This window comes from Pedobacter sp. ASV28 (assembly GCF_016428855.1).
Taxonomy (GTDB): domain Bacteria; phylum Bacteroidota; class Bacteroidia; order Sphingobacteriales; family Sphingobacteriaceae; genus Pedobacter.
Genome location: NZ_JAELTN010000036.1, coordinates 34,910 through 55,419, shown reverse-complemented (window position 1 = coordinate 55,419; position 20,510 = coordinate 34,910). Strand labels below are relative to the sequence as shown.

The 20,510-nt window shown below is 40.3% G+C and carries 18 protein-coding genes; 10 read left to right on the top strand and 8 right to left on the bottom strand.

Going from position 1 to position 20,510, the window contains the following annotated elements; all coding sequences use genetic code 11:
• On the top strand, window positions 1–584 hold a 584-nt coding region (locus tag JHD79_RS14095), incomplete at its 5' end, for an NAD(P)H-dependent oxidoreductase (protein WP_199119944.1).
• Window positions 581–865, top strand: coding sequence for a putative quinol monooxygenase (locus JHD79_RS14090; protein WP_233164709.1), 285 nt, complete (start codon window positions 581–583; stop codon window positions 863–865). The genes JHD79_RS14095 and JHD79_RS14090, both read left to right, overlap by 4 nt.
• Before the next feature lie 100 nt (window positions 866–965).
• On the opposite strand, the gene JHD79_RS14085 is transcribed toward JHD79_RS14090, so the two are convergent.
• Window positions 966–1,844: an NmrA family NAD(P)-binding protein gene (locus JHD79_RS14085; RefSeq protein ID WP_199119943.1), complete on the bottom strand. Its 879-nt coding sequence runs from the start codon at window positions 1,842–1,844 to the stop codon at window positions 966–968.
• Window positions 1,845–1,923: 79 nt separating this feature from the next.
• On the opposite strand from JHD79_RS14085, the gene JHD79_RS14080 reads away from it, so the two are divergent.
• Complete coding sequence (locus JHD79_RS14080; protein ID WP_199119942.1) at window positions 1,924–2,298, top strand: helix-turn-helix domain-containing protein; 375 nt, start codon at window positions 1,924–1,926, stop codon at window positions 2,296–2,298.
• 363 nt (window positions 2,299–2,661) lie between these two features.
• The gene (locus JHD79_RS14075; protein ID WP_199119941.1) at window positions 2,662–3,780 is read left to right on the top strand and encodes a PAS domain S-box protein; all 1,119 of its coding nucleotides are present in this window, start codon (window positions 2,662–2,664) and stop codon (window positions 3,778–3,780) included.
• Between the two features lie 89 nt (window positions 3,781–3,869).
• On the opposite strand, the gene JHD79_RS14070 is transcribed toward JHD79_RS14075, so the two are convergent.
• Together JHD79_RS14070 and JHD79_RS14065 are read right to left on the bottom strand one after the other, a co-directional pair.
• Window positions 3,870–4,748, bottom strand: coding sequence for a YXWGXW repeat-containing protein (locus JHD79_RS14070; protein WP_199119940.1), 879 nt, complete (start codon window positions 4,746–4,748; stop codon window positions 3,870–3,872).
• Between the two features lie 346 nt (window positions 4,749–5,094).
• Complete coding sequence (locus tag JHD79_RS14065) at window positions 5,095–6,516, bottom strand: PLP-dependent aminotransferase family protein (RefSeq protein WP_199119939.1); 1,422 nt, start codon at window positions 6,514–6,516, stop codon at window positions 5,095–5,097.
• A gap of 100 nt (window positions 6,517–6,616) precedes the next feature.
• On the opposite strand from JHD79_RS14065, the gene JHD79_RS14060 reads away from it, so the two are divergent.
• From JHD79_RS14060 to JHD79_RS14045, 4 genes are all read left to right on the top strand, one after another.
• Complete coding sequence (locus JHD79_RS14060) at window positions 6,617–7,117, top strand: cupin domain-containing protein (RefSeq protein WP_199119938.1); 501 nt, start codon at window positions 6,617–6,619, stop codon at window positions 7,115–7,117.
• 21 nt (window positions 7,118–7,138) lie between these two features.
• Window positions 7,139–8,038, top strand: a complete 900-nt coding sequence (locus tag JHD79_RS14055; protein ID WP_199119937.1) for a dihydrodipicolinate synthase family protein — start codon at window positions 7,139–7,141, stop codon at window positions 8,036–8,038.
• A gap of 200 nt (window positions 8,039–8,238) precedes the next feature.
• Window positions 8,239–8,685: a GNAT family N-acetyltransferase gene (locus JHD79_RS14050; protein ID WP_199119936.1), complete on the top strand. Its 447-nt coding sequence runs from the start codon at window positions 8,239–8,241 to the stop codon at window positions 8,683–8,685.
• 70 nt (window positions 8,686–8,755) lie between these two features.
• The gene (locus JHD79_RS14045; protein ID WP_199119935.1) at window positions 8,756–9,496 is read left to right on the top strand and encodes an AAA family ATPase; all 741 of its coding nucleotides are present in this window, start codon (window positions 8,756–8,758) and stop codon (window positions 9,494–9,496) included.
• A gap of 183 nt (window positions 9,497–9,679) precedes the next feature.
• Here JHD79_RS14045 and JHD79_RS14040 read toward each other — a convergent pair whose 3' ends face one another.
• Window positions 9,680–10,498, bottom strand: coding sequence for a YoaK family protein (locus tag JHD79_RS14040; RefSeq protein ID WP_233164708.1), 819 nt, complete (start codon window positions 10,496–10,498; stop codon window positions 9,680–9,682).
• Window positions 10,499–11,047: 549 nt separating this feature from the next.
• Window positions 11,048–11,797, bottom strand: coding sequence for a hypothetical protein (locus JHD79_RS14035; RefSeq protein WP_199119934.1), 750 nt, complete (start codon window positions 11,795–11,797; stop codon window positions 11,048–11,050).
• A 443-nt stretch (window positions 11,798–12,240) separates the two neighbouring features.
• Here JHD79_RS14035 and JHD79_RS14030 point away from each other — a divergent pair, with 443 nt between their 5' ends.
• Together JHD79_RS14030 and JHD79_RS14025 are read left to right on the top strand one after the other, a co-directional pair.
• The gene (locus JHD79_RS14030; RefSeq protein WP_199119933.1) at window positions 12,241–12,960 is read left to right on the top strand and encodes a LytTR family DNA-binding domain-containing protein; all 720 of its coding nucleotides are present in this window, start codon (window positions 12,241–12,243) and stop codon (window positions 12,958–12,960) included.
• Window positions 12,961–13,205: 245 nt separating this feature from the next.
• Complete coding sequence (locus tag JHD79_RS14025; protein ID WP_199119932.1) at window positions 13,206–14,249, top strand: sensor histidine kinase; 1,044 nt, start codon at window positions 13,206–13,208, stop codon at window positions 14,247–14,249.
• Window position 14,250: 1 nt separating this feature from the next.
• On the opposite strand, the gene JHD79_RS14020 is transcribed toward JHD79_RS14025, so the two are convergent.
• The 3 genes from JHD79_RS14020 to mobC form a co-directional block, all read right to left on the bottom strand.
• On the bottom strand, window positions 14,251–17,193 hold the full coding sequence (locus tag JHD79_RS14020) for a DNA polymerase III subunit alpha (RefSeq protein ID WP_199119931.1): 2,943 nt from the start codon (window positions 17,191–17,193) through the stop codon (window positions 14,251–14,253).
• Between the two features lie 3 nt (window positions 17,194–17,196).
• On the bottom strand, window positions 17,197–18,354 hold the full coding sequence (dinB, locus tag JHD79_RS14015; protein ID WP_199119930.1) for a DNA polymerase IV: 1,158 nt from the start codon (window positions 18,352–18,354) through the stop codon (window positions 17,197–17,199).
• Between the two features lie 160 nt (window positions 18,355–18,514).
• The gene (gene mobC / locus JHD79_RS14010; RefSeq protein ID WP_199119929.1) at window positions 18,515–20,506 is read right to left on the bottom strand and encodes a conjugal transfer protein MobC; all 1,992 of its coding nucleotides are present in this window, start codon (window positions 20,504–20,506) and stop codon (window positions 18,515–18,517) included.
• Window positions 20,507–20,510: the final 4 nt, after the last annotated feature.

The following is a 20,510-nucleotide window of genomic DNA, read 5'->3' as shown; positions in this document are numbered from 1 at the left end:
AATTTGCCCATTCAGGAGGGCAGTTTAATGAGACCCTTACCACTTTCACCACCAATTATTTCAAATCATTGGAAGGTTATGAAGTAAAAATGACCAACATTAACGATGATTATGACGCTCAGGAAGAGGTTGAAAAATATGTTTGGGCCGATATCGTGATTTACCATACCCCAATTTGGTGGTTTCAATTGCCCTACCGTTTTAAACAATTTATAGATGAGGTTTTTACTGCAGGACACCAAACCGGCATTTACCATAGCGATGGCCGTTCGTCTAAAAGCCCAAGCCTTAATTACGGTACCGGTGGCATGCTTAAAGGGAAACAATATATGCTTACCACCTCTTGGAATGCGCCCAAGGAAGCATTTACCCTGCCAAACGAGTTCTTTATGGAAACCAGCGTAGATGATGGCCCTCTTTTTGGATTTCACAGAATGAATGCTTTCATTGGAATGACCCCACTGCCTAGCCTACATTTTCATGATGTAGAGAAAAATTCGAACATCGAGAGGGACCTTGGCCACTACCAACAACATCTACAAAACTTATTCCCTTTACCAACCAACGAAAAAGTACAATCATGATTTACTTAAATGCCATCATCAAAAGCAAACCAGAAAAGCTAGACGAAGTAAAAACAATGCTATCCAATTTGGTACCTCTTTCTAGGCAGGAAGTAGCCTGTATCCAATATGACCTTCATCAGGACATCAAAGACCCAAGTATTTTCTTCTTTTACGAAATATGGAAAGATGAGCAAAGTCTGACCCTACACCATTCACAGACCTATATTATAGCCTTTGGGGCGAACATTAAAACATTAGTTACCGAACCAATAATAATTTACCAAGGCCATTTAATATAAGCTGAAAAGAGAGGATCCAAAATCATTAGCTACTGTCATTCAGTGTCCCAATAGCTGCATGAACTAAAATGCCTTTGCATCCTCTCCTTTATTTAAATCATTAGCATTTTGCGGCGAATTCCTTAGCAAAATCCTCCAATTTGATCTTTCCATCTGCCACGCTCCCTCTTTCCTTAAAATCTGCCTGTATTTTACCTGTTCGCAGGCCAACCCCCATTTCTGTATAAAGGCCAGCCATTTCTTTCGGCAATCCGGCCTGTACCATTCCTTGTAAGGCCTGTTCATCGGTAAACTCTACCCATGGCAATTCTGGCAAGCCAATAGCAGCTCCAAGGGTCTTGGCCACATCATGAGGGGTACGTACGTTGCTCACCATATAACGTATATTTTTACCCTCAGCAGTTTTTTGTAACTCCTCTGCGGCGGCGGTGGCAATATCCTCTGGGTGTACTAACGGAACCTGAATGGTTGCTGGATAATTGGCTCCAGTAATGCCCATGCCTTTGATAAGGGGAATGTCGTTGTAAAAATTCGTATAAAAAAATCCAGCCCTGAGAAAAGTAACAGAAATAACATCGAGATGGTCATAAAGCTGTTCAATTTCATGTAGACCCGCTATAGGGCCATTGCCATTTGGTAAATCGGCACCTATACTACTCAGCATTACTATCCGTTTTACCCCTGCTGCCCCAATGGCTTTGGCAAAAGCTTTTCCAGCATTAATGGTATTGGCTATAATGTTACTTCCCCCCATATTGGGCGGTGTCATCGCAAAAACAGCATCGGATCCCTTAAAAATTTCAGCTAAGAAATTGGCATCACTTACCGAACCAATTGCGGCGTGGGCACCTAGTTTCGCTATCTCTTCTTTCCTATCGGCTTGGCTACTGACCACGGTAACTACATGTCCTGCTGCCACCAATTTTTGGGTCAGCGGTTTTCCTATGTTCCCTAAAGAACCTGTAATGGTAATTTTCATTTTTTTATACTTTTATTTAGCTTAACAAAAGTATATTTGTACTTACTTTTTCACAAGTACTTACCCTAAAGTATGTATAATGACCCGTATTAAAGAATATTCTACCATACAGGAAAATAAGCGGTTTGCCTTGGCACAATGTCCTGTAACCTATGTAATGGAAAAAATAGGTGGATATTGGAAACCCATTATACTTTATCAGCTTTCAATTAGCGACAAAAGATATAGTGAGCTGAGACGGGCTATTCCAGCCATTAGCGAAAAAATGCTGATCCAACACCTCAAACAGTTGGAAGCAGATAAATTGATCATCAGGGAGGCAAAACCAGTGGTTCCACCATTTGTTACCTACAGGCTAAGTGCTTCGGGCCATAGCTTAAAGACGATTATTGGAGACATGGCTGCATGGGCCATTGAAGATGCAAAAGGAACTTTTGAAAATGTAGAGGGATAATTTAACCCAATAAAATTATTTGATTTCAGAGTATTAAATAAGAAAGCGGGAATGATCTCCGATCAATTCCCGCTCTTCATCTAAATTAACGCTCTTATAAGGAAAGACGCTAAACAGCACTAAATATTGTATGACCAATTTTTTTTTTTAAAACAATATCCAACACAATTAACCCTTGGCCGATTACGGAGCGCGCTATTCAGCAATAAGCCACTACTCGCCGAATCTGTAAGATAAAGCGTAAAATTTACCTGACCGTAGGTCTGTTGCCCATGTTGTTTCTAGTTTAAATTCTTTTACCTATTTTTTAAATTAATTTGTAAATTAAGTCGCTGCTATCTTATTTGCAGCAATTAAGAATTAATGGCTTTCAATCAAGAACAAACTGATGCAAGTGCATCCTTAAAAATGGAGGGTTTAAAGATCATAGATGCCAATGCAGAACTTAAAAATGCATTGTTGTCTTCCATTGTAGAATTTTCGGACGATGCCATTGTGAGCAAAGACCTGAACAGTATCGTAACCAGTTGGAATAAGGGCGCAGAACGTGTATTTGGATACAAGGCTAATGAAATGATAGGTCGGTCTATATTGACCATTATTCCGCAAGAGCGAAAACATGAAGAAGCCATGATATTGGACAAGCTCAAGAACGGCAACCATGTTGACCATTTTGAAACCGTAAGGCAGCGTAAAGATGGAGCTATGGTCGATATTTCGCTTACTATTTCCGCATTACGCGACAAAAAAGGGAACATCATTGGGCTTTCTAAAATAGCTAGGGACATTACAGAGCGAAAACAACAAGAACAAATGAAGAACGAGTTCATGTCTATGGTGAGCCATGAACTGAAGACTCCTTTAACGGCCATCAATTCTTATCTGCAACTGTTATTGAAAAAAGTACCAAAAGTACTGCCCAAGAATGTCTTCATAAACCATGCCTTAAGTCGTGCAGAGACCCTTAGCAATAAGATGGTAGCCATGATCCATAATTTCCTTAATCTCGCCCGGTTGGAGGTTGGTAAATTAGAGCTGGTAAGAAATGATTTTGACCTAGATGAGTTGATAAGAGAGATTATTGAAGATTTCGAACTATTGGCCGCTACGCACTACCTAAAGTTTGAACAAGCCAGTGGAGGCTTTGTGAATGGAGATAAGGAAAAGATCAGTCACGTCATTCAAAATCTGATAAGCAACGCCATTAAATATTCTGCGCCAGAAAGCCAAATCGAGATCAGCACAGAGCATGTAAATGGCAAGACCAAGGTTAGCATTGCCGATGAAGGCTTTGGCATAAACCCAATAGACCAAGAGCAATTATTTGAAAAATTCTATAGAAGTAAATGTCCAAGGGCAGGCCATGTAGCAGGTTTTGGTATCGGTCTTTTTCTTGTCAGTCAGATATTAACCCTGCATGGCTCAAAAATACATTTAGAAAGCGAGCCAGACAAAGGTTCTACCTTTTGGTTTTACCTCTAAATCTTCCATTTCTTAAGATACTTATGCCCTTCTTACCGAACGATATTTAAAAACCAGTGAACATTGTTGTTCACTGGTTTTTAAATATGCTAACCCCTACCTCGGCGATCTCCTCCACCTTGCCTTCCCCCCATTTGCATTTCACGGCCACGTTCGTCAAATCTTTGGCCTCCAGGTGCACTCATACTGTGTATTGCAGGTCTAGGATTTGCATTGTGAAACTGACCTTTCTCATTACGCATATTTTGTTCATGAACCCGTTGGTCTTTACTGGCGGGGTTATGATTTTGTATGCCTCTCAGTTCATCTTTATTAGGACGGTAATTCACTCCTCCAGCCCCATTAAAACTCACTTTATTTCTATTACCTACATTTATGTTTACTTTGGCTACATAAGTATTACGAATATTTTTACCTACACGGCACACTGCGGTATTATACATAAAGTGTCCTCTATCCCATCTGCCACCATAAAATCCGGTACCGAAATAGCCAAATCCGTAATTAATTCCCCCATAATAGCCTACTTGCGAACCCCAATAACCAGGATACCAACCATAAAACCCATCAATAAAGGCCCAGTATCCTGGAGTCCATAATAAATTAATGGCAGGGGGCATCACCCAAACACCTGGTACCCAATAATAGTCATCCGTGGCCCACGACCAATAGCCGGGAGTCCAGAGATATCCATCTCCCGGGCAAACGGGCTGGACATAATCAGGTAATGGTGGTGGTGCCTGTCGTGTTCTGATGGTAATGGAAGTCTTGTCTCTCGTATAATAACCAGTATCTTGGGCGTTAATAGCTGGTGCAATAAATAATAAAATTACGAATAATAACATAATTCTCTTCAAAATCAGAAGATCAAAATGGATCGCTTTTTTGGCCAAATCATCATTTGGACTTTCAATAATTAATTTCTTTAGAAATGATCTCTGAAGAAAGTCAGGCACTTGTTTTTTCATAAAATTTATTTTTTAATTTAATAAATACACCTAACCCAGCATCAGGCTATTACCTGATTTACAACGCAATAACAACCACGTTTAAAATAAGTTTTATATTTTTAAGTTTAGCTGATCAGCTATTTGTTTTCACCGCCCCTCCGCCTATGATGATCTAGTGATAGTGGAAGACTTTTTAATTATATCAGTGAACATGGAGATATTCCGAAAGACATTGTAACGACCTGCGGTGCCACATCCTTTTATACTTGTTTGTCACCTATCCCTACAAATGCCTTCTTTCAAATTTGCGTTTAATGTAGTAGATATGTACATCAATTAGTTTTTAGCTTAATCAAGCTGAATATCACAACATTTTACCCAAAGCAATAATACCCTCTTCCAATTCTTTTTCAGAAAGCGACCCATAGCCCAATCTTATACCGTTTATGGTTTCATCGAAGCTATAAGTGTCGGGCGTAATGATTTTGATGCCCTTGCTTTCTAGCCTCTTGGAAATCTGCAAGCAGTCCACTTGCTTATTTGGAACAATCCAAAAAGCCAAACCACCTTCAGGAATAGCGTAAGTTGCTTTGTTCGCAATATATTTATTCAGCACAGTAGCCATAAAATCCCTTTTGGTTTTATAGTAATTAGTTGCCTTTTTGATATGCCGTTTTATTGTGCCGTCTTTGATAAGTTGCAAAACTGCTTGTTCCATTATGCTGTCGCCCTGCACATCAATAATCTTTCGTAAACTGCCCACTATTTCAATCAAAGAGCTGTTATTACTTGCCAAATAGCCGATACGTAGAGCAGGGGCAACAACCTTACTCATTGTACCAATATAAACGTAGTTTTTCAGTTCAGTAAAACTTGACAAAGGCAATACAGGACGATAACCGAAATGAAACTCATTGTCATAATCATCTTCAATAATCGTAAAACCGTATTTGTTAGAAAGCCGTATCAATTCCAATCTTCTTTTCAAACTCAATGTTGTAGTAGTCGGATATTGGCGGTGCGGTGTAACGTAAATTGCCTTTATCTTTTTCCCCGATTTCAGATAAGAAATAACATCATCGATCTGCAAACCGTCTTTATCTATGCTTACAGGCAACAGCTTTGCACCCGCATTTTCAAACGCAGACCAAGCAGGTTTATATCCAGGATTTTCAATTATTACATAATCTCCTTTTACAAATAAGCATTGTGCTATCATATACATTGCCATTTGGCTGCCACGAGTAATGCAAATATTTAGTTCGTTTATCTGCATACCTCTCTGATGATTGAGCATCTGAACAATAGACTTTCTAAATTCCAAATCGCCCAATTCATTGCCATAGCCCATCATTTGCCACCTCGCTTTTTGGTTGAAGATTTGACGGTATGCCCTTGCCAATTCTGTAGTGGGCGCAATTTTGCTATCGGGGTGTCCGTCATCAAATTGTATATGACAATGTTTACTTGCTGTATTTTTTATAGCAGAAGTTACCCACTCGGTCTTTTGTACACTTTTAAAACCGGGCAATGTATCGGCTACAAAAGTACCCTGCCTTTCTTTGGAAACCAGCCAACCCTCAATAAGCAATACATTTAGAGCTTCTACCACCGTATTCCGGTTGACCTTTAAGAGCTGTGAAAGGTTTCTACTGCCAGGCAAAGCATCGCCGGGCTTTAACCTGCCCGAATGAATATCTTTTATAATGGCATCGGCTATCTGTAGGTAAACAGCTTTACCTAATTTTTCATCTAACTGTATTTCAAATTTCCAACCTCTTAGCATCTGGACTATCTACTTTTATGAAAACTGTATCATTACGACAGTCCAAAGATAAAATACTTTTATATCGCAATAGTGCAAAAAACAATAAAAAAATTCAGTTATGTCAAAATTAGAAACAGCAACAGAAGTAAAAAAATCAATCCATGTAGCGCAAAAGCAATTCAGCTCAAAAGACTTTCATCAAACATTCGCAAGACCAACGTATGCGAAGCCGTCCCACTTACTTCATAAAAACGTTGAAAATGCAGGCGTACACAACCAGTTCTCGGCAGAAAGAAAGCACCCTGTTTTCTTTGTGGACTTACCGAGCAAAAATGTAAGTATGACGATAGGCGGTTTGTTGCCCAAACAAAAAACACATCTGCACCGCCACACCTACGAAACCGTTTTGTATGTCATTGAGGGCAAAGGTTGGACACGAGTAGAAGACGAGATTGTAGAATGGGAAGCAGGCGATGCCCTTTATATTCCTTCTTGGGCTTGGCACCAGCACCAAAACCGTAGCGAGAGCGAACCAGTAAAATACATCGCTTGCGAAAATGCCCCACAACTGCAAAACTTGGGTGTCGCCTTACGTGAAGAAGAGGGCAGAGATTTTTAACTTTTGAAAACAGGACAATAAATGAACAAAGTACCATTTAAAGGCGTAATCGCATATCCGGTTACACCATTTGACAACAAAGAGGATATTGATATTCTCTTATTTAAAAAGCAAGTAGAGCGTTTGGTTACGGCAGGTTCTCACGGTATCGCCCCATTGGGAAGCACAGGTGTAATGCCTTACCTCAATGATGCCGAAAAAGAAGCCATAACCGAAGCGACTATGCAACAGGTAGCAGGCAGAGTGCCTACATTGGTCGGTGTTTCCAACCTTACTACGGAGAAAACCATTTACCACGCACAATTTGCCGAAAAAGCAGGAGCAACGGCTTTAATGATTATCCCGATGAGTTATTGGAAATTGACCGATGATGAAATTGTGAAACATTATGATGCTGTTGCTTCCAAAATTTCCATTCCCATAATGGCATACAACAATCCCGCAACAGGTGGGTTAGATATGTCTCCTGCATTATTGAAGCGCTTGTTGGAAATTCCGAACGTGACGATGATAAAGGAAAGCACAGGCGATATTCAGCGTATGCACTATTTGAGAAAAGCGTTGGGCGAAGAAGTAGCTTTTTTCAATGGCTCTAATCCGTTGGCATTGTCAGCTTTTTCAGCAGGTGCAAGGGGTTGGTGTACCGCTTCGCCCAATCTGATACCCGAACTCAACATTGCCCTTTATGACGCCATACAGGAAAACGATTTGGAGAAAGCCCAAAGAATATTCTACAAACAGATCGATTTGTTGAAATTCATTGTGGAAAAAGGTTTACCACGTTCCATAAAGGCAGGTTTAGATTTGTTGGGAGTTGGCGGAGGTGGTTTTAAAAGTCCTTTAAAACCGCTTAGCGAAACTGAAATAGCGGAACTGGACAGCATACTTTCGGCTATTGAAAACGAAGTCTATCGACATTAAACATAATTCTAAAACAAAGTAAAATGGCAAAAGCATTTTTTATCACGCAGATTATCCTGTAATGTGTAAGTGCAGAAAAATGGTGTAAGCCGAAAAACAATAAGAGTTTTCCTGGACTAGCTACTTATCCCTAAACTGTACCACCAAGCTAATCCTACAACCTGATACTTTTGTGCCATTAATCAAAATAATTTATCGAAATGGAGTACAACATTAAAAAAGTAGGGCTAAAAGATTTAGACACAACAGCAGAGTTATTTAATCTTTATCGGTGTTTTTACCGCCAAGCGGACGATTACGAAAAGTGCAAAAAGTTCATAGAGGAACGATTGAACAATGACCAATCGCATATTTTTGTGGTGTACGCAGGCGACAAAGCAGTCGGGTTTGTTCAGTTGTACAAATTGTATCATTATATCAAATTGGCAAAACAATGGTTGTTGAGCGATTTGTTTGTTCACCCCGATTACAGAGGAAAAGGCCTTTCGGTAGCATTGATAGACAGAGCAAAACAATGGTGCGATGAAACAGAAGCTTGCGGATTAATGCTTGAAACCGAAAAAACGAACGACATAGGCAACAAATTATATCCACGTTGCGGATTTGAATATGACGGCAATCACAATTATTACTATTGGTGGAAATAACGGACAGGGCGGACTTAATTGGTTCGCCTTTTTTTTGAATTAATGTTATTGAAATAGTGCAAACGATAGTATGAATATCTTCGACCTAATCATAAACGACAAAGAACAGGTATCATTAAATGATATATTCCTTGATAAAGCTAACAGGCAAAAGTTTGAACAGCTTATCAAAGAGCATAAATATATTGAAGAATTAAGCCAATACGGACTGCCCGTAAACAACAAGATATTGCTTCAAGGCAGTTCAGGTTGTGGCAAAACAATGTCTGCCAAAGCCATCGCAAACGCATTGGGTAAAAACATTCTCATACTAAATTTGAGCAATGTAGTCTGTTCACGCCTTGGCGAAACATCGCAGAACATCAAACAGGTATTTGACAAAGCAGGCAGGGAAAAAACCGTTTTGTTTTTAGATGAATTTGACCAAATCGGAAAAGCAAGGGACAACAATGATAAAGACATAGGCGAAATGCGAAGATTGGTAAACACCTTAATACAATTAATAGATTACTATTCCGAAAAAGCATTATTGCTATGTGCGACCAACCACCCCGAAATTATTGATACAGCTTTATTAAGGCGGTTTCAGTTGCAGATAAATTTTGAAATGCCCACAGCCGAAATTTTAGACGAGTATTACAGCAAACTATTATCCCGATTTCCAACGGAATTACAGAGCATACAACGTAAATACAATATCTCATTTGCCGAAGCCAAAGACCATACGTTTACATTGGTAAAGTCAGTACTGATAAAAGAATTGGAAGAAAAATCAACCTGTCATACAAGCAAGACACTCAACCTGCAATAAAGAGAAATAAAATAATGAGAATTTAAAACAGACAAATGAAAAGCGAAATAATAAGAGAAATGAAAGAGCAAGATGTTCCAATTCTCTTACACTTATGGGCTATTTCTCCGACATGGTACAAAAATAAAAAAATTAGAGGTTCGTGTTCATCCCTGCGTAAGAACAAGCGTTTAGCAAATCGCCTTATCCCTGTAAATGCTTTCTTTCAAATTTGCGCTTAATGTAATGGTAGCGGAACAAAAGCCTGTCGTACCATAGTGCAACCAGTAATACGGCCACTGCCAGCAACAAGGTCTTAAGCCCAAAGTAGATATGTACAAAGCCCCCAACAGTGCCCCCCAAAAAGAAACAGCCAATAATCATGAGTTTAAGTAAAATTGCCCGGCGCAGCTTTGTCCTTTCGCCAGGTTCTCTGTAAAAGAAAAGCTGTGAAAGCTCAATGCCAAGGTCGGTGAACAGCCCGGTAAGGTGCGTGGTACGTACCACCGATTGCGACACCCGTGTAACCAGCGCATTCTGCAAACCCATGGCAAACAACAGCAGACAGGCCAACAATATGGGAAACCCTGCCGACCACGACCCCGAGGCGGCAACCGCCAACAGCAGTACAATTTCAATAAGCACAGGAACCACATAGGTAGACATGCGTTTACGCTTGGAAACCACCTCTATCATAAAACTGGAAACAAAAGCACCCAGCAGAAAACACAAAATGTAGAACAGAAAGGTAAGAGCATGGGCATAGCCCCTTAAGAACAGCTGCTCGGCAAAAAAGGCAAAGTGCCCGGTTACATTCGTGGTAAGTACCCCGAGCGAAAGCACCCCAGTAATATTTACCAGCCCGGCAACGCCAGATAGCATGGAGGCCAGTTTGAGATTATGCAAAAAGGTACGCCCTTTACCCGTGTGCCTAAACATATTAAGAAGCTTTGCACAAAGATAAGAAAACGGTTGACCTTTGGGGCCAGCTGTTCTTCTAAAAGGCTGTTCTTCAAATTTCATATGATTTGGCAAATGGGGTCCGACCTATGGTTTTCAGAATTCGTGACCTCTAAGATAAAATCCTTAAATGGGTCACGAAATAGAGTACAAATTCCGCTTGACCATGGAACGAACTGTTTTTATTGGAAATTTGATGAGTAGTTGATTATAAACGATAAAAGCGCATCCTTTGATGCGATTTTATCTTGATCTGTGATCCCGCTGGGATTATTTTGAATGATCCCTCCACAATGACCGAGTACAATCAGCCTTTCTGGTTAATACCAGAAACTGTTTTGCATGGGTGTCGCTGTCTAAAGTAAACTTTGGCACCTTACCAATGCAAAACAGCCTCCAAGCTTTAAGCTTGAAGGCTGTTTGTGATCCCGCTGGGATCATGTTATATTGCCTAGAAGCCTTTACAGGCTTGAACTTCATATTATCTCAAACAACAGGTAACCGAATAGGTAACCGATTTAAATGACGTTGTTTGATGTACTTTGAAAAGAACTTATTTCTAAATTAAAGATAAAAAAAATCATTTGATTACTAAAAAATATTAGCAAAATTCTATATACGGTTAAGTATAACAAGTTGATTTGTGAGGACTATTCCCTGCTTTAGTGATATTGTCATCAAGTCAACAATCTTTAAGATTTCCGCTTTTCTTTCCTCTTTCTTTTGTTTATCATTCGTTAGGATTTTTTTTACTTTCCACTTGGTAATAAATCCAACTTTTTCAGCTAAATCAATAGTCAGACTTTCAATTTCTGTAATAGCAGTAACATAAGTGCTGCTTTCTACAATCGTTTTCAAGATTGCATCTGCGGAATTATGTTGTTCCGCAGGTAGGTGTTTTTCAAAAAGTTCAGCAGAGAAATTCTTTACTAATTGGTCAAACTGTCCCACTATTGATGCTTTTCCCCTAAGAGAATAGGCAATAATTGGATCAACTGGTGCAAGGGATTTAACCGCCTGTTCATAATCATCATTGATATCCTTAAGTTCATTATAAAAATGCTCCTTAAGCATAGGTATCACAGAATTATTGAGAATGCTTTCCATTTCAGGTGGTGGGTCTCCCATATTAAGTTCAGGATTGTTTTTTGAAAACTCAACAAAAAGTTCCATAAGGTCTTTAGAATTGATGTCAATTGCCTTTCGTAGAACATAACTAATTTCAAGTAATTGAAAAATTGTTTCATTACGGACACGGTTGTCTTCTTTACGCCCTTTGTACCAATTTGCACCTTGCGTTAATATCCAGCCAAGTACAATACCACCAAAAGCGACAAGTAAGGTCAAGGACTGCCCATTCATAATAATACAGTTTAGTTTTAGTAAGGTTATTGAAACTACTTCTTATCGGCGAAGTGACCAAATGATGCTGTGTGTTAGTTTCGGCCTTACGGAACTAAACGGGTAAAAGCGATATCATAGTGGGTGTATACCCTGCAAGCGCTCATTCTTTTGTGAGCATCTATATTACTGGGACTAGCAGGTAACCTATTTGTTGTCTACGTCTTCATTTTTGATAAAATTCTGTCCTCATTTTCCATTGATTAAGGTCTCAAATACCTGTTTCTACATTCTATCAGTGTGTTTTATCGGTTTTTTCATTTGGGAGATAAATAGTAGGTCATTATTTATTTACATAAACATTCAAGCTTAAAGTAGAAGATTTATTATATTAATAAAATCAACAAGCTACATATAACTGACTGATTTTATTTTTAAATTAGCAAGGAACCAACTGCCTCACAATGGAAATTTCTTGTATAGTAATAGATGACGAACCTCATGCGGTTTCCGAGTTGACTGATCTAATCGGTATGGTACCTGGAATTTATCTACTCAATAGTTTTGAAAATGTAAAGGATGCAGTGTCATATCTAAGTAGCCATAAGACAGTTGATGTGATTTTCAGTGATATAGAAATGCCTACGCTAAATGGCATCTCTGCGGCCAAAATACTACACCAATACTGCGATTACCTGATCTATGTGACTGCCCATAGAAATTTTGCACTTGATGCATTTGATGAAAATGCAGCCGGTTATCTGCTTAAGCCCATCAGTCAACATACGATGGTGAACCAGGTGATGAAATTGAGAGAACATCTTAAAAAAAGAGTAAATAGCCAAACAGAAGGCATGGTTTTCATTAAGGGAGGCAACAAGAATACGTTTATTAAACTTGAATGGGATAAAGTTATTTATGTTAAAGCACTATTAAACTATGTAAATATCCATACTTCAAAAGGTGATGAGGTGACCTACATCGGATTGAAATTACTAGCAGAACTTATAAAAAAACAAGACCATTTTTTTCGCATATCGAAATCTGTCATTGTTAATTTGAATTACATAGAAAGGGTTGAAGGAAACATGGTCAGGTTAATGAACGATAATACATTTACCATTGGAGATAAATATAGAAATGCGTTTCACGAATTTCTTCGGAAACGCACTTTAAGACCTTAGCGCACTTTAGGTACTGAATTGGTCATGTTGTCTGTGACTGTTACTGTTGTAGCCGTGACCGTTGTCGGATCTGTGCTATTACGGAGAGGCGAATTTGCAACACCTGAAAAGATAAAAAGAGATTTCTTTTTGATCTTTAATTTTTTGTCTTTAGCATTCATAGTCATTTTTATCTTGTGAATGCCAAGGATATTTTAGGCGGTTTTCTTCTACATTTTTATTATAGTAAGTGATCGGAATATTATATGAAAGCCATAAAAAACAACATGAGGGAGATCAATATCCATGCTTTGTGCTGGCTTGTCTATATTTGTTATGAGGTATTGGTTAGCGGTATACTTAGTGGAAATTTTAGCCACTTTTACTACTATTTTTTCTTTTACATACTCAACATCTCCCTGTTCTACAGTCATGCACTATATATCATGCCCAATTCCTTCAGGAAGACACCATATACATTATGGAAACTGCCGTTTTTGTTTTTACTGCAAATGGGTCTTTATATTTTAGCGACCATTGTGATCAGCCAGTTGCTTGAAGTTCTTCATGCCCGCCGTTCTCCATTAGTGATCAACAAGCGGTTTATTACGGGCACTGTTTGGCGTGGAGCCCTGTTTATCCTTTTCTCTACGGGTTATTATTTCTTGGTTTCGTATTTCTACAAGAGAAAACAGGAGATGCAAAATGAACTGGAAGTGCAGAAGTTAAAGCTAAGTTTAGTAAGCATGGAGATGGATTTTGTACGCTCACAGATCAACCCGCATCTACTGTTCAACACGCTAAACTTTATAAAGTATGCTTCTAAACATGATCCACAACAGTCTGATGAAGCGATTATAAGACTATCGGAAATTATGAGTTTTGCGATTGAAAAAAGTATGGACGGCCTAATTCTGTTAACGGATGAGCTTAAGCAAATAGAGAATATCATTAGGCTTAACCAATTGCGATTTGGCAACAAACTGCATATACAGTTTAAGTTTACAATAGATGATGAAAAGGTAAAGGTATTGCCCATCATCCTGCTTACATTGATAGAGAATATTTTCAAACATGGTAATCTTCACCAGGCTTCCAAACCTGCAACCATAATCATAACGTGCAGCGATAACCAACTTGAGTTCTGGACTGGCAATTTGCCGAATGCAAATACATTCGCGAAAAGTACGTCCGGCTTAGGTATTCCCAATATCATTTTCAGATTAAAAAACACTTATGGCGACAGGTTTATTTTCAATTATGGCAATGAGGGAGATTTTTATAAGACCTATTTACGTATACCGCTTTAAACTAGCTTAGTATTGGATTAGGTACAATGGGCAGTTTGGCAAAGCGTACTACCTCAATGCTCGGATAACCAAAATCTTCTACCACTTTGCCCAAAATGAGGTAGCAACCTTTACCACGAAAAGGGTAGCGAGGCGCCGAATTGGGAAAGTGTGTGGTATCGAAAAACTGTCCATCCTTATCCAGAAAGGTACCAAACCACATGGTCTTGTTGTTCTTCGTATGTACGGTTTTGTCGCATACATATTCGCCAACCATTTTTACTGTTTTGCCAATACACCCCATCAGTTCACTGGCCATCACCTCGCCCCTAAAACCAGTTTTCAATAATTCGGTCATTGGTATACTTATGGTGAAACCCAGAATTTCCAGTTCCTGATAAGCATTTTCGATCAGGTCATCGGGCAGGTCGGGGTACTGATAAGATTTGACTGGTACATTGAATAATTCCATTCCTTCCAACTTCTTACTTTTCTGTCCCAAGTAGTTGTGCACTTCCCATAAGAGTTCCTTTTTGGTATGTCCGGTAAACCGAAAAGCTCCTGCCCGTATAAGGATCAGGCACTGTTCCAGGGTGATGCTGGTACGGCAAATAAAATCTTCCAAACCATTGAATTTTCCTCTTGCTCCACGTTCGGCCGGTATCAGTTCTATAAATTTTTGTTCTAGTCCCTGCATACCAATAAAGCCAAGGTAAGCCTGATCACCTTTAATGCACACTTTGGCCTCACTTTCATTTACGCAGGGCAGATGAACTGTAGCGCCAGCTTTCTGCAGCTCATGCACATATAACCAGCGGGAGTAAAACCCACCATAGTTGTTCAATACGGCTACCATAAATTCTTTCGGATAATACGTTTTCAGTAACAAGCTCTGATAACTTTCCACCGCAAAACTTGCCGAATGTGCCTTTGAAAAACTATAACCAGCAAAAGATGAAACTTGTCGCCACACTTCTTTGGTTGTTGGTTCAGGGCGATCCAAGGCCTTTGCCCCGTTGTGGAATTTCTCTACCAGTTTATCAAATTCAACTCTAGACCGGTATTTTCCACTCATGCCACGCCGCAATATATCTGCATCTGAACCGTCCATGCCGGCATAGTGCATACACACTTTGATCACGTCTTCCTGGTACACCATTACACCGTAGGTTTCCTTTAGCTGTTCCTTCATTACGGGGTGTAAATATTCTACCTTATCAGGATGATGAAAGTAAAAGATATAGTTGCCCATCATTCCAGAACTGGCAACACCTGGTCTGATGATCGAGCTTGCTGCTACCAAAGTCCTGTAATCTGCACACCTGAGTTTCTTCAATAACTGTCGCATGGCAGGGCTTTCGATATAAAAACAACCAATGGTATCGCCCGATTTCAATTGCTCATTCACCTTTTCATCAACAACAAAAGTCTTTACATCATGTACATCAACCTTTATTTTTCGGTTTTTTAGAATAATCTCTACCGCTTCCCTTATATGTCCAATACCTCGCTGACTGAGTACGTCAAACTTATCCAGGCCAATAAGCTCGGCCTCGTACATATCCCATTGTACGGTGGGCATTCCCTTTGGGGGCATGTCCAATGCCGTATAATAATAGATGCTTTCTTCCGAAATCAATACGCCACCGGCATGTATGCTGCGCTGGTTTGGCATATCCTCCAGCAGCTTTAATACTTCTGTTATCTTCCTGAACATGGGATTGCTGTTATCATTATCCGCTCTGGCAGGATCAGAAAAACTATCAATCTCTGCCTTTGGCAACCCCAATACCTTACCAATTTCCCTAATGGTAGATCTGGCCTTAAAGGTGGTCATGGTACCCAACAGTGCAGTATGTTCTTCGCCATAGCGTTTAAAGATATAATCCTGTACATCCTCTCGTTCATCCCAACTGTAATCGACATCAAAATCGGGTGGGCTAGTGCGTTTGCTGTTCAAGAAGCGCTCAAAATAGAGATCAAGATAAATGGGATCAACATCGGTAATGCGCAGGCAGTAAGCAACAATACTGTTTGCTCCCGAACCCCTACCCACATGATAATAACCCCTACCCATGCTATAGCGAATAAAATCCCAGGTAATGAGAAAGTAGGCACAGAAATCCAGTTCTTCAATCACCTTCAGTTCATGCCTTATCCGTTTAAGCGCCTCCTTATTTTCCTTTCCGTAGCGATAGGCCAACCCTTCGAGCGCCAGCTTTTGCAACAGGGCAACATCATCTTTTTTAGTTCCAGTAAATGTCTTTTTATTAAGCTTTCCGAAAGTATATTCCAATGTAGAACAGTTGGCCAACAGTTCTACCGTATTATGTAGAATAAATGGATATTGCTCAAACTGTGCTGCAATTTCTGTGGCAGAAACAAAATGCTCATCAGGCCTACACCTCTGGTCTGCCCCTACCTTGGTAAGCAGGGTATTATGATCTATCGCCCTTAAGTATTCATGCAGGCGGTATTCTATTTTTCCGGCAAAAGTTACACTATGCAATACCACCAACTTGTCATTAAGGTGCGCATACCTTTTGCCAAAAAGCCTATTGAGTTCCGAATGTCGGATGCCCACATACTCATTTGCGGCCAATATTTCAGGCCTGTTGTTGAACGCATAAATGACATAGGCATTTTCAAATGCGGGAGGTCTTTCTGGTAGTTCTGTTGCACTGATATTATGATAGCTCAAAAATTTATTGAGTTCGCGCATCCCTTCCTTATTCTTGGCAATGCCGATGTACTTCAGCTCATCATTTTTGCGAAACTCTATACCAATTACAGGTTCTATCTGTCTTTCCCTGCACTTGCGAATAAACTCCATGCAGCCTGTAGAGTTATTAATATCGGTAAGGACCAGTTTGGTAATACCCAATTTGCAGGCCGTATCTACAATGGTCTGAATATCCATTGTACCATAGCGAAGGCTATATTGCGAGTGTACGTTGAGCCACATAAATTAATAGTCCACGTCAACAATCTTTGCAATTTTAACCGCATCTACGCCAAAGCGGTTACGTATCTTATCCATTGTTTGGGTAAGGTTATACTGCTTTTGGTTGTTCCCATAAAGTTCCATCTGCTCAAAGCCTGGTATAAGTGCCGATAGCCTAACCCCGATCAAACGCAACATCATTCGTCGGTCATACAAGGTGGCAAACAGTTCTTTGGCCTTATTGATCAAGGTGGCATCCAAAGCAGTATAAGGTATTTTTGCCTGCCTGGTTACGGTTTCAAAATTGGAATAACGAATGGTTACGGTAATGCAGGATGCCAGCCTTTCCTTCTGCCTAAGCTCAAAGGCAATGGCTACTACCATAGCCGTAAGCATTTCGGTCATGCCCTGTATATCCATGCTATCCTGCTCAAAGGTGCTCTGCGTACCAATTGATTTTTGTTCCCTATAAGGTACTACCTCCGAGTGGTCAATGCCCTGCGCCTTTTGCCATAACGTTAGTCCATTTTGACCCAATAACTTGAACATCATTTCTTGCGGAATGGCCTTGAATTTATGGATATACCGTACCCCCATTTCACTCAACTTGATATAGGTTGCCTGCCCCAAACCGGGGATTTTCCTTATAGAAAGCGGATCAAGAAATGAAGGTACTTCGGGCCAGTTTACCTGCAACTGTCCATTGGGCTTACATTCGTTGGTCGCCATTTTACAAACGGTCTTGTTTATCGAAAGCCCAAAAGAAATGGGCAGTCCCGTTTCCCTGATCACCTTTTGGCGCAGCTCCTGGGCATACTTCCAGCAACCGAAATGCTTTTCCATGCCGGTCATATCTATATAATGTTCATCTATGCTGGCCTTCTCCAGTAAGGGTACCTGTTCTATCAGAATATCGGTAATCTCATGGCTGGCCTTGCTGTATTCATCCATATTTCCACGAATGAAAATAGCATGCGGGCAGAGTTGTTTCGCCATTTTGGAAGGCATGGCCGAATGTACCCCATACTTACGTGCCTCATAGCTACAGGAAGCAACTACACCACGATCTGAAGTACCACCAATAATAACAGGTTTACCTATCAGGGCGCTATTTTTTCGTACCTCAACAGAAACAAAGAAAGCGTCTTGGTCCATATGAATGATCGTTCTATCCTTTTGCATACCCTTTTAAAATAAATCGGCACTCCAAAATTATGCTAAAAATATTAGCATTTTAAAACAAGAAGCAAAGAAAAATAACACCTTCTAGGAATACACAGTTAACTAACTATAGCACAGTCGATAACAGATAACAAAAGACAAAAAACACCTTAAAAACATTTTAGTTCTTCCTGATCACCAGGTGTTCCAATGCCGGATCTGACAACATCCGTTGAATTTCCACTTGCATTATGTCTTGTATGTCCTGCTTTACCTGTAGGTAATTACGTTGCACCATTGCCTGGTCAACCTGTCGTATCACCGGTATTTCCTTGTAGGCTTTTTCTTCACGTTCAATGGCCGAAAAATCATTTTGTATCTCGCAATGAAAAGCTTTCAGTTGTATCTTTTGGTCGGGCGTATCGGCAACCATGCCTACAAATTCACCTGAGCTCAATGCAGAAATACGTGAAGCAGGCACGGCATATTCCAGTTGTTTGCTCTTGCTTATCGAAGTATCGCCACTGTTTATGGAAAGGCTTTCCCTGTCCTGCATAATCTTGCCAATGCGTTCGCTCAACTGCTTGGCACTATCTCCGGTTACCTGTCCAGATATGATATTGCCCACTGTATTCATGATCACATCGGCCTGTTCCTTGCCATAATCCTTGCGCAGTTGGCTTACATCCTGTATGCCCAGGCATACGCCAATCTTATTGCTTCGGCCCGTTGCAATGGTGGGTATTATATCTGTGGTAAGGGTGGGGAACTCATCAAACACTAGCATGCTCTTGAGCTTGTTCTTCTGGTTTACGATCTTCAACATACGGTTAACATAGAGGGAAAGCACAGCACCATAGGTCTGTATCTTCTGCGGGTTGTTGCCCATACAGATCACCTTAGGATAGGCTGGATTATTAAGATCGAGGCTAAAATCATTGCCACTTAATACATAATATAACTGCGGTGAAGCCAAACGTGCAAGGGCTATTTTGGCACTGGCAACCTGCCCTTCAAGTTGTTCCATTACATCGTTGAGATAGGCCGTAATAAAAGGATTGATCAACACTTCGATTTCTTTTTCCATGCGCAACAAGGTGAAGAGATTATCATATTCCAACTGTATGAGTTCTATAACATGCGGTAAGGTGCAATATCTACCATCCTGATATTTGCGCAGAAACCAGATGATGGCCGTTACGAAATTGATGGGACTTTCTACAAAGAAATCGCCTGTTTTCTTTTGCCATTCCCTATTCAGACCAAGCAATATGGTACGGGCACTTTCAGAGGCATCGGTAATATCGGTCATGCCCAAAGGGTCGAATACATTGCCCCTATGCGAACGGGAAAGATCATCGAAATTGATAAAGATACAATCTGATTTTCCCTTGTACCTGTGCTTGTTTTTCAGCCAATGGTTATAGGCAATGATAGATAGATCGGGGAACTTGAAGTCATAGACAAACATGGTATAGGGATCGGATTTCTGTAACGCCTGGGAAATGAAATGACGGATGACGAATACCGATTTACCTGCTCCCGGACTACCCGTTACCATTGTTGCGCGAAAGGGTGCAATGACATTGATCCACGAACTGCGTATCTTGTTCTTCAACCTGTATTTGGCCGGAAGGTTGATCGAAAAGTCATTTTCCAATAGGCGCTCCTCCTGCGGAAAAGTTTCGTTTTCGGAATTGAAAACGTTGTTGTCAAGCTTGTTTTTAATGATGCGGGTAAGCAGTGTGCCCCCACTCAGTATAAACAGAAAACCAATACCTGTAACGATCATGTACAGGGTAGCTTTCGCCATTACATTGCTGCTTATATATAAGGTAAAATAGCTGATAAAGAAAGTGATCAGTCCGGTAATGAGGTAGGCCATTGCCGTTTGCAGGTTCAGCTTTTCGCTCTTTTTCCCCTTTGCTCCGAGCAATGAGATAGCCAAAAAGCCCAAGGAAAGCAGTTTGGAATTATGGAAACGGGTAAACAGTCCCGTGCCTGCAATATTGCCCAATATACGGTCGGTAAAGGCAGTAGTTAACTGCCATTGCAAAAAGGCAGCGTACAAAAAAAAGTAGAAGTGCAGGACCAGCAGAACAATGCTGATCAGTCTTGTCATGTCCAGGATCTTGCGTAGTGCCTGTTCGTTTTCTCCAGTCTGGTGTGCCATAAAT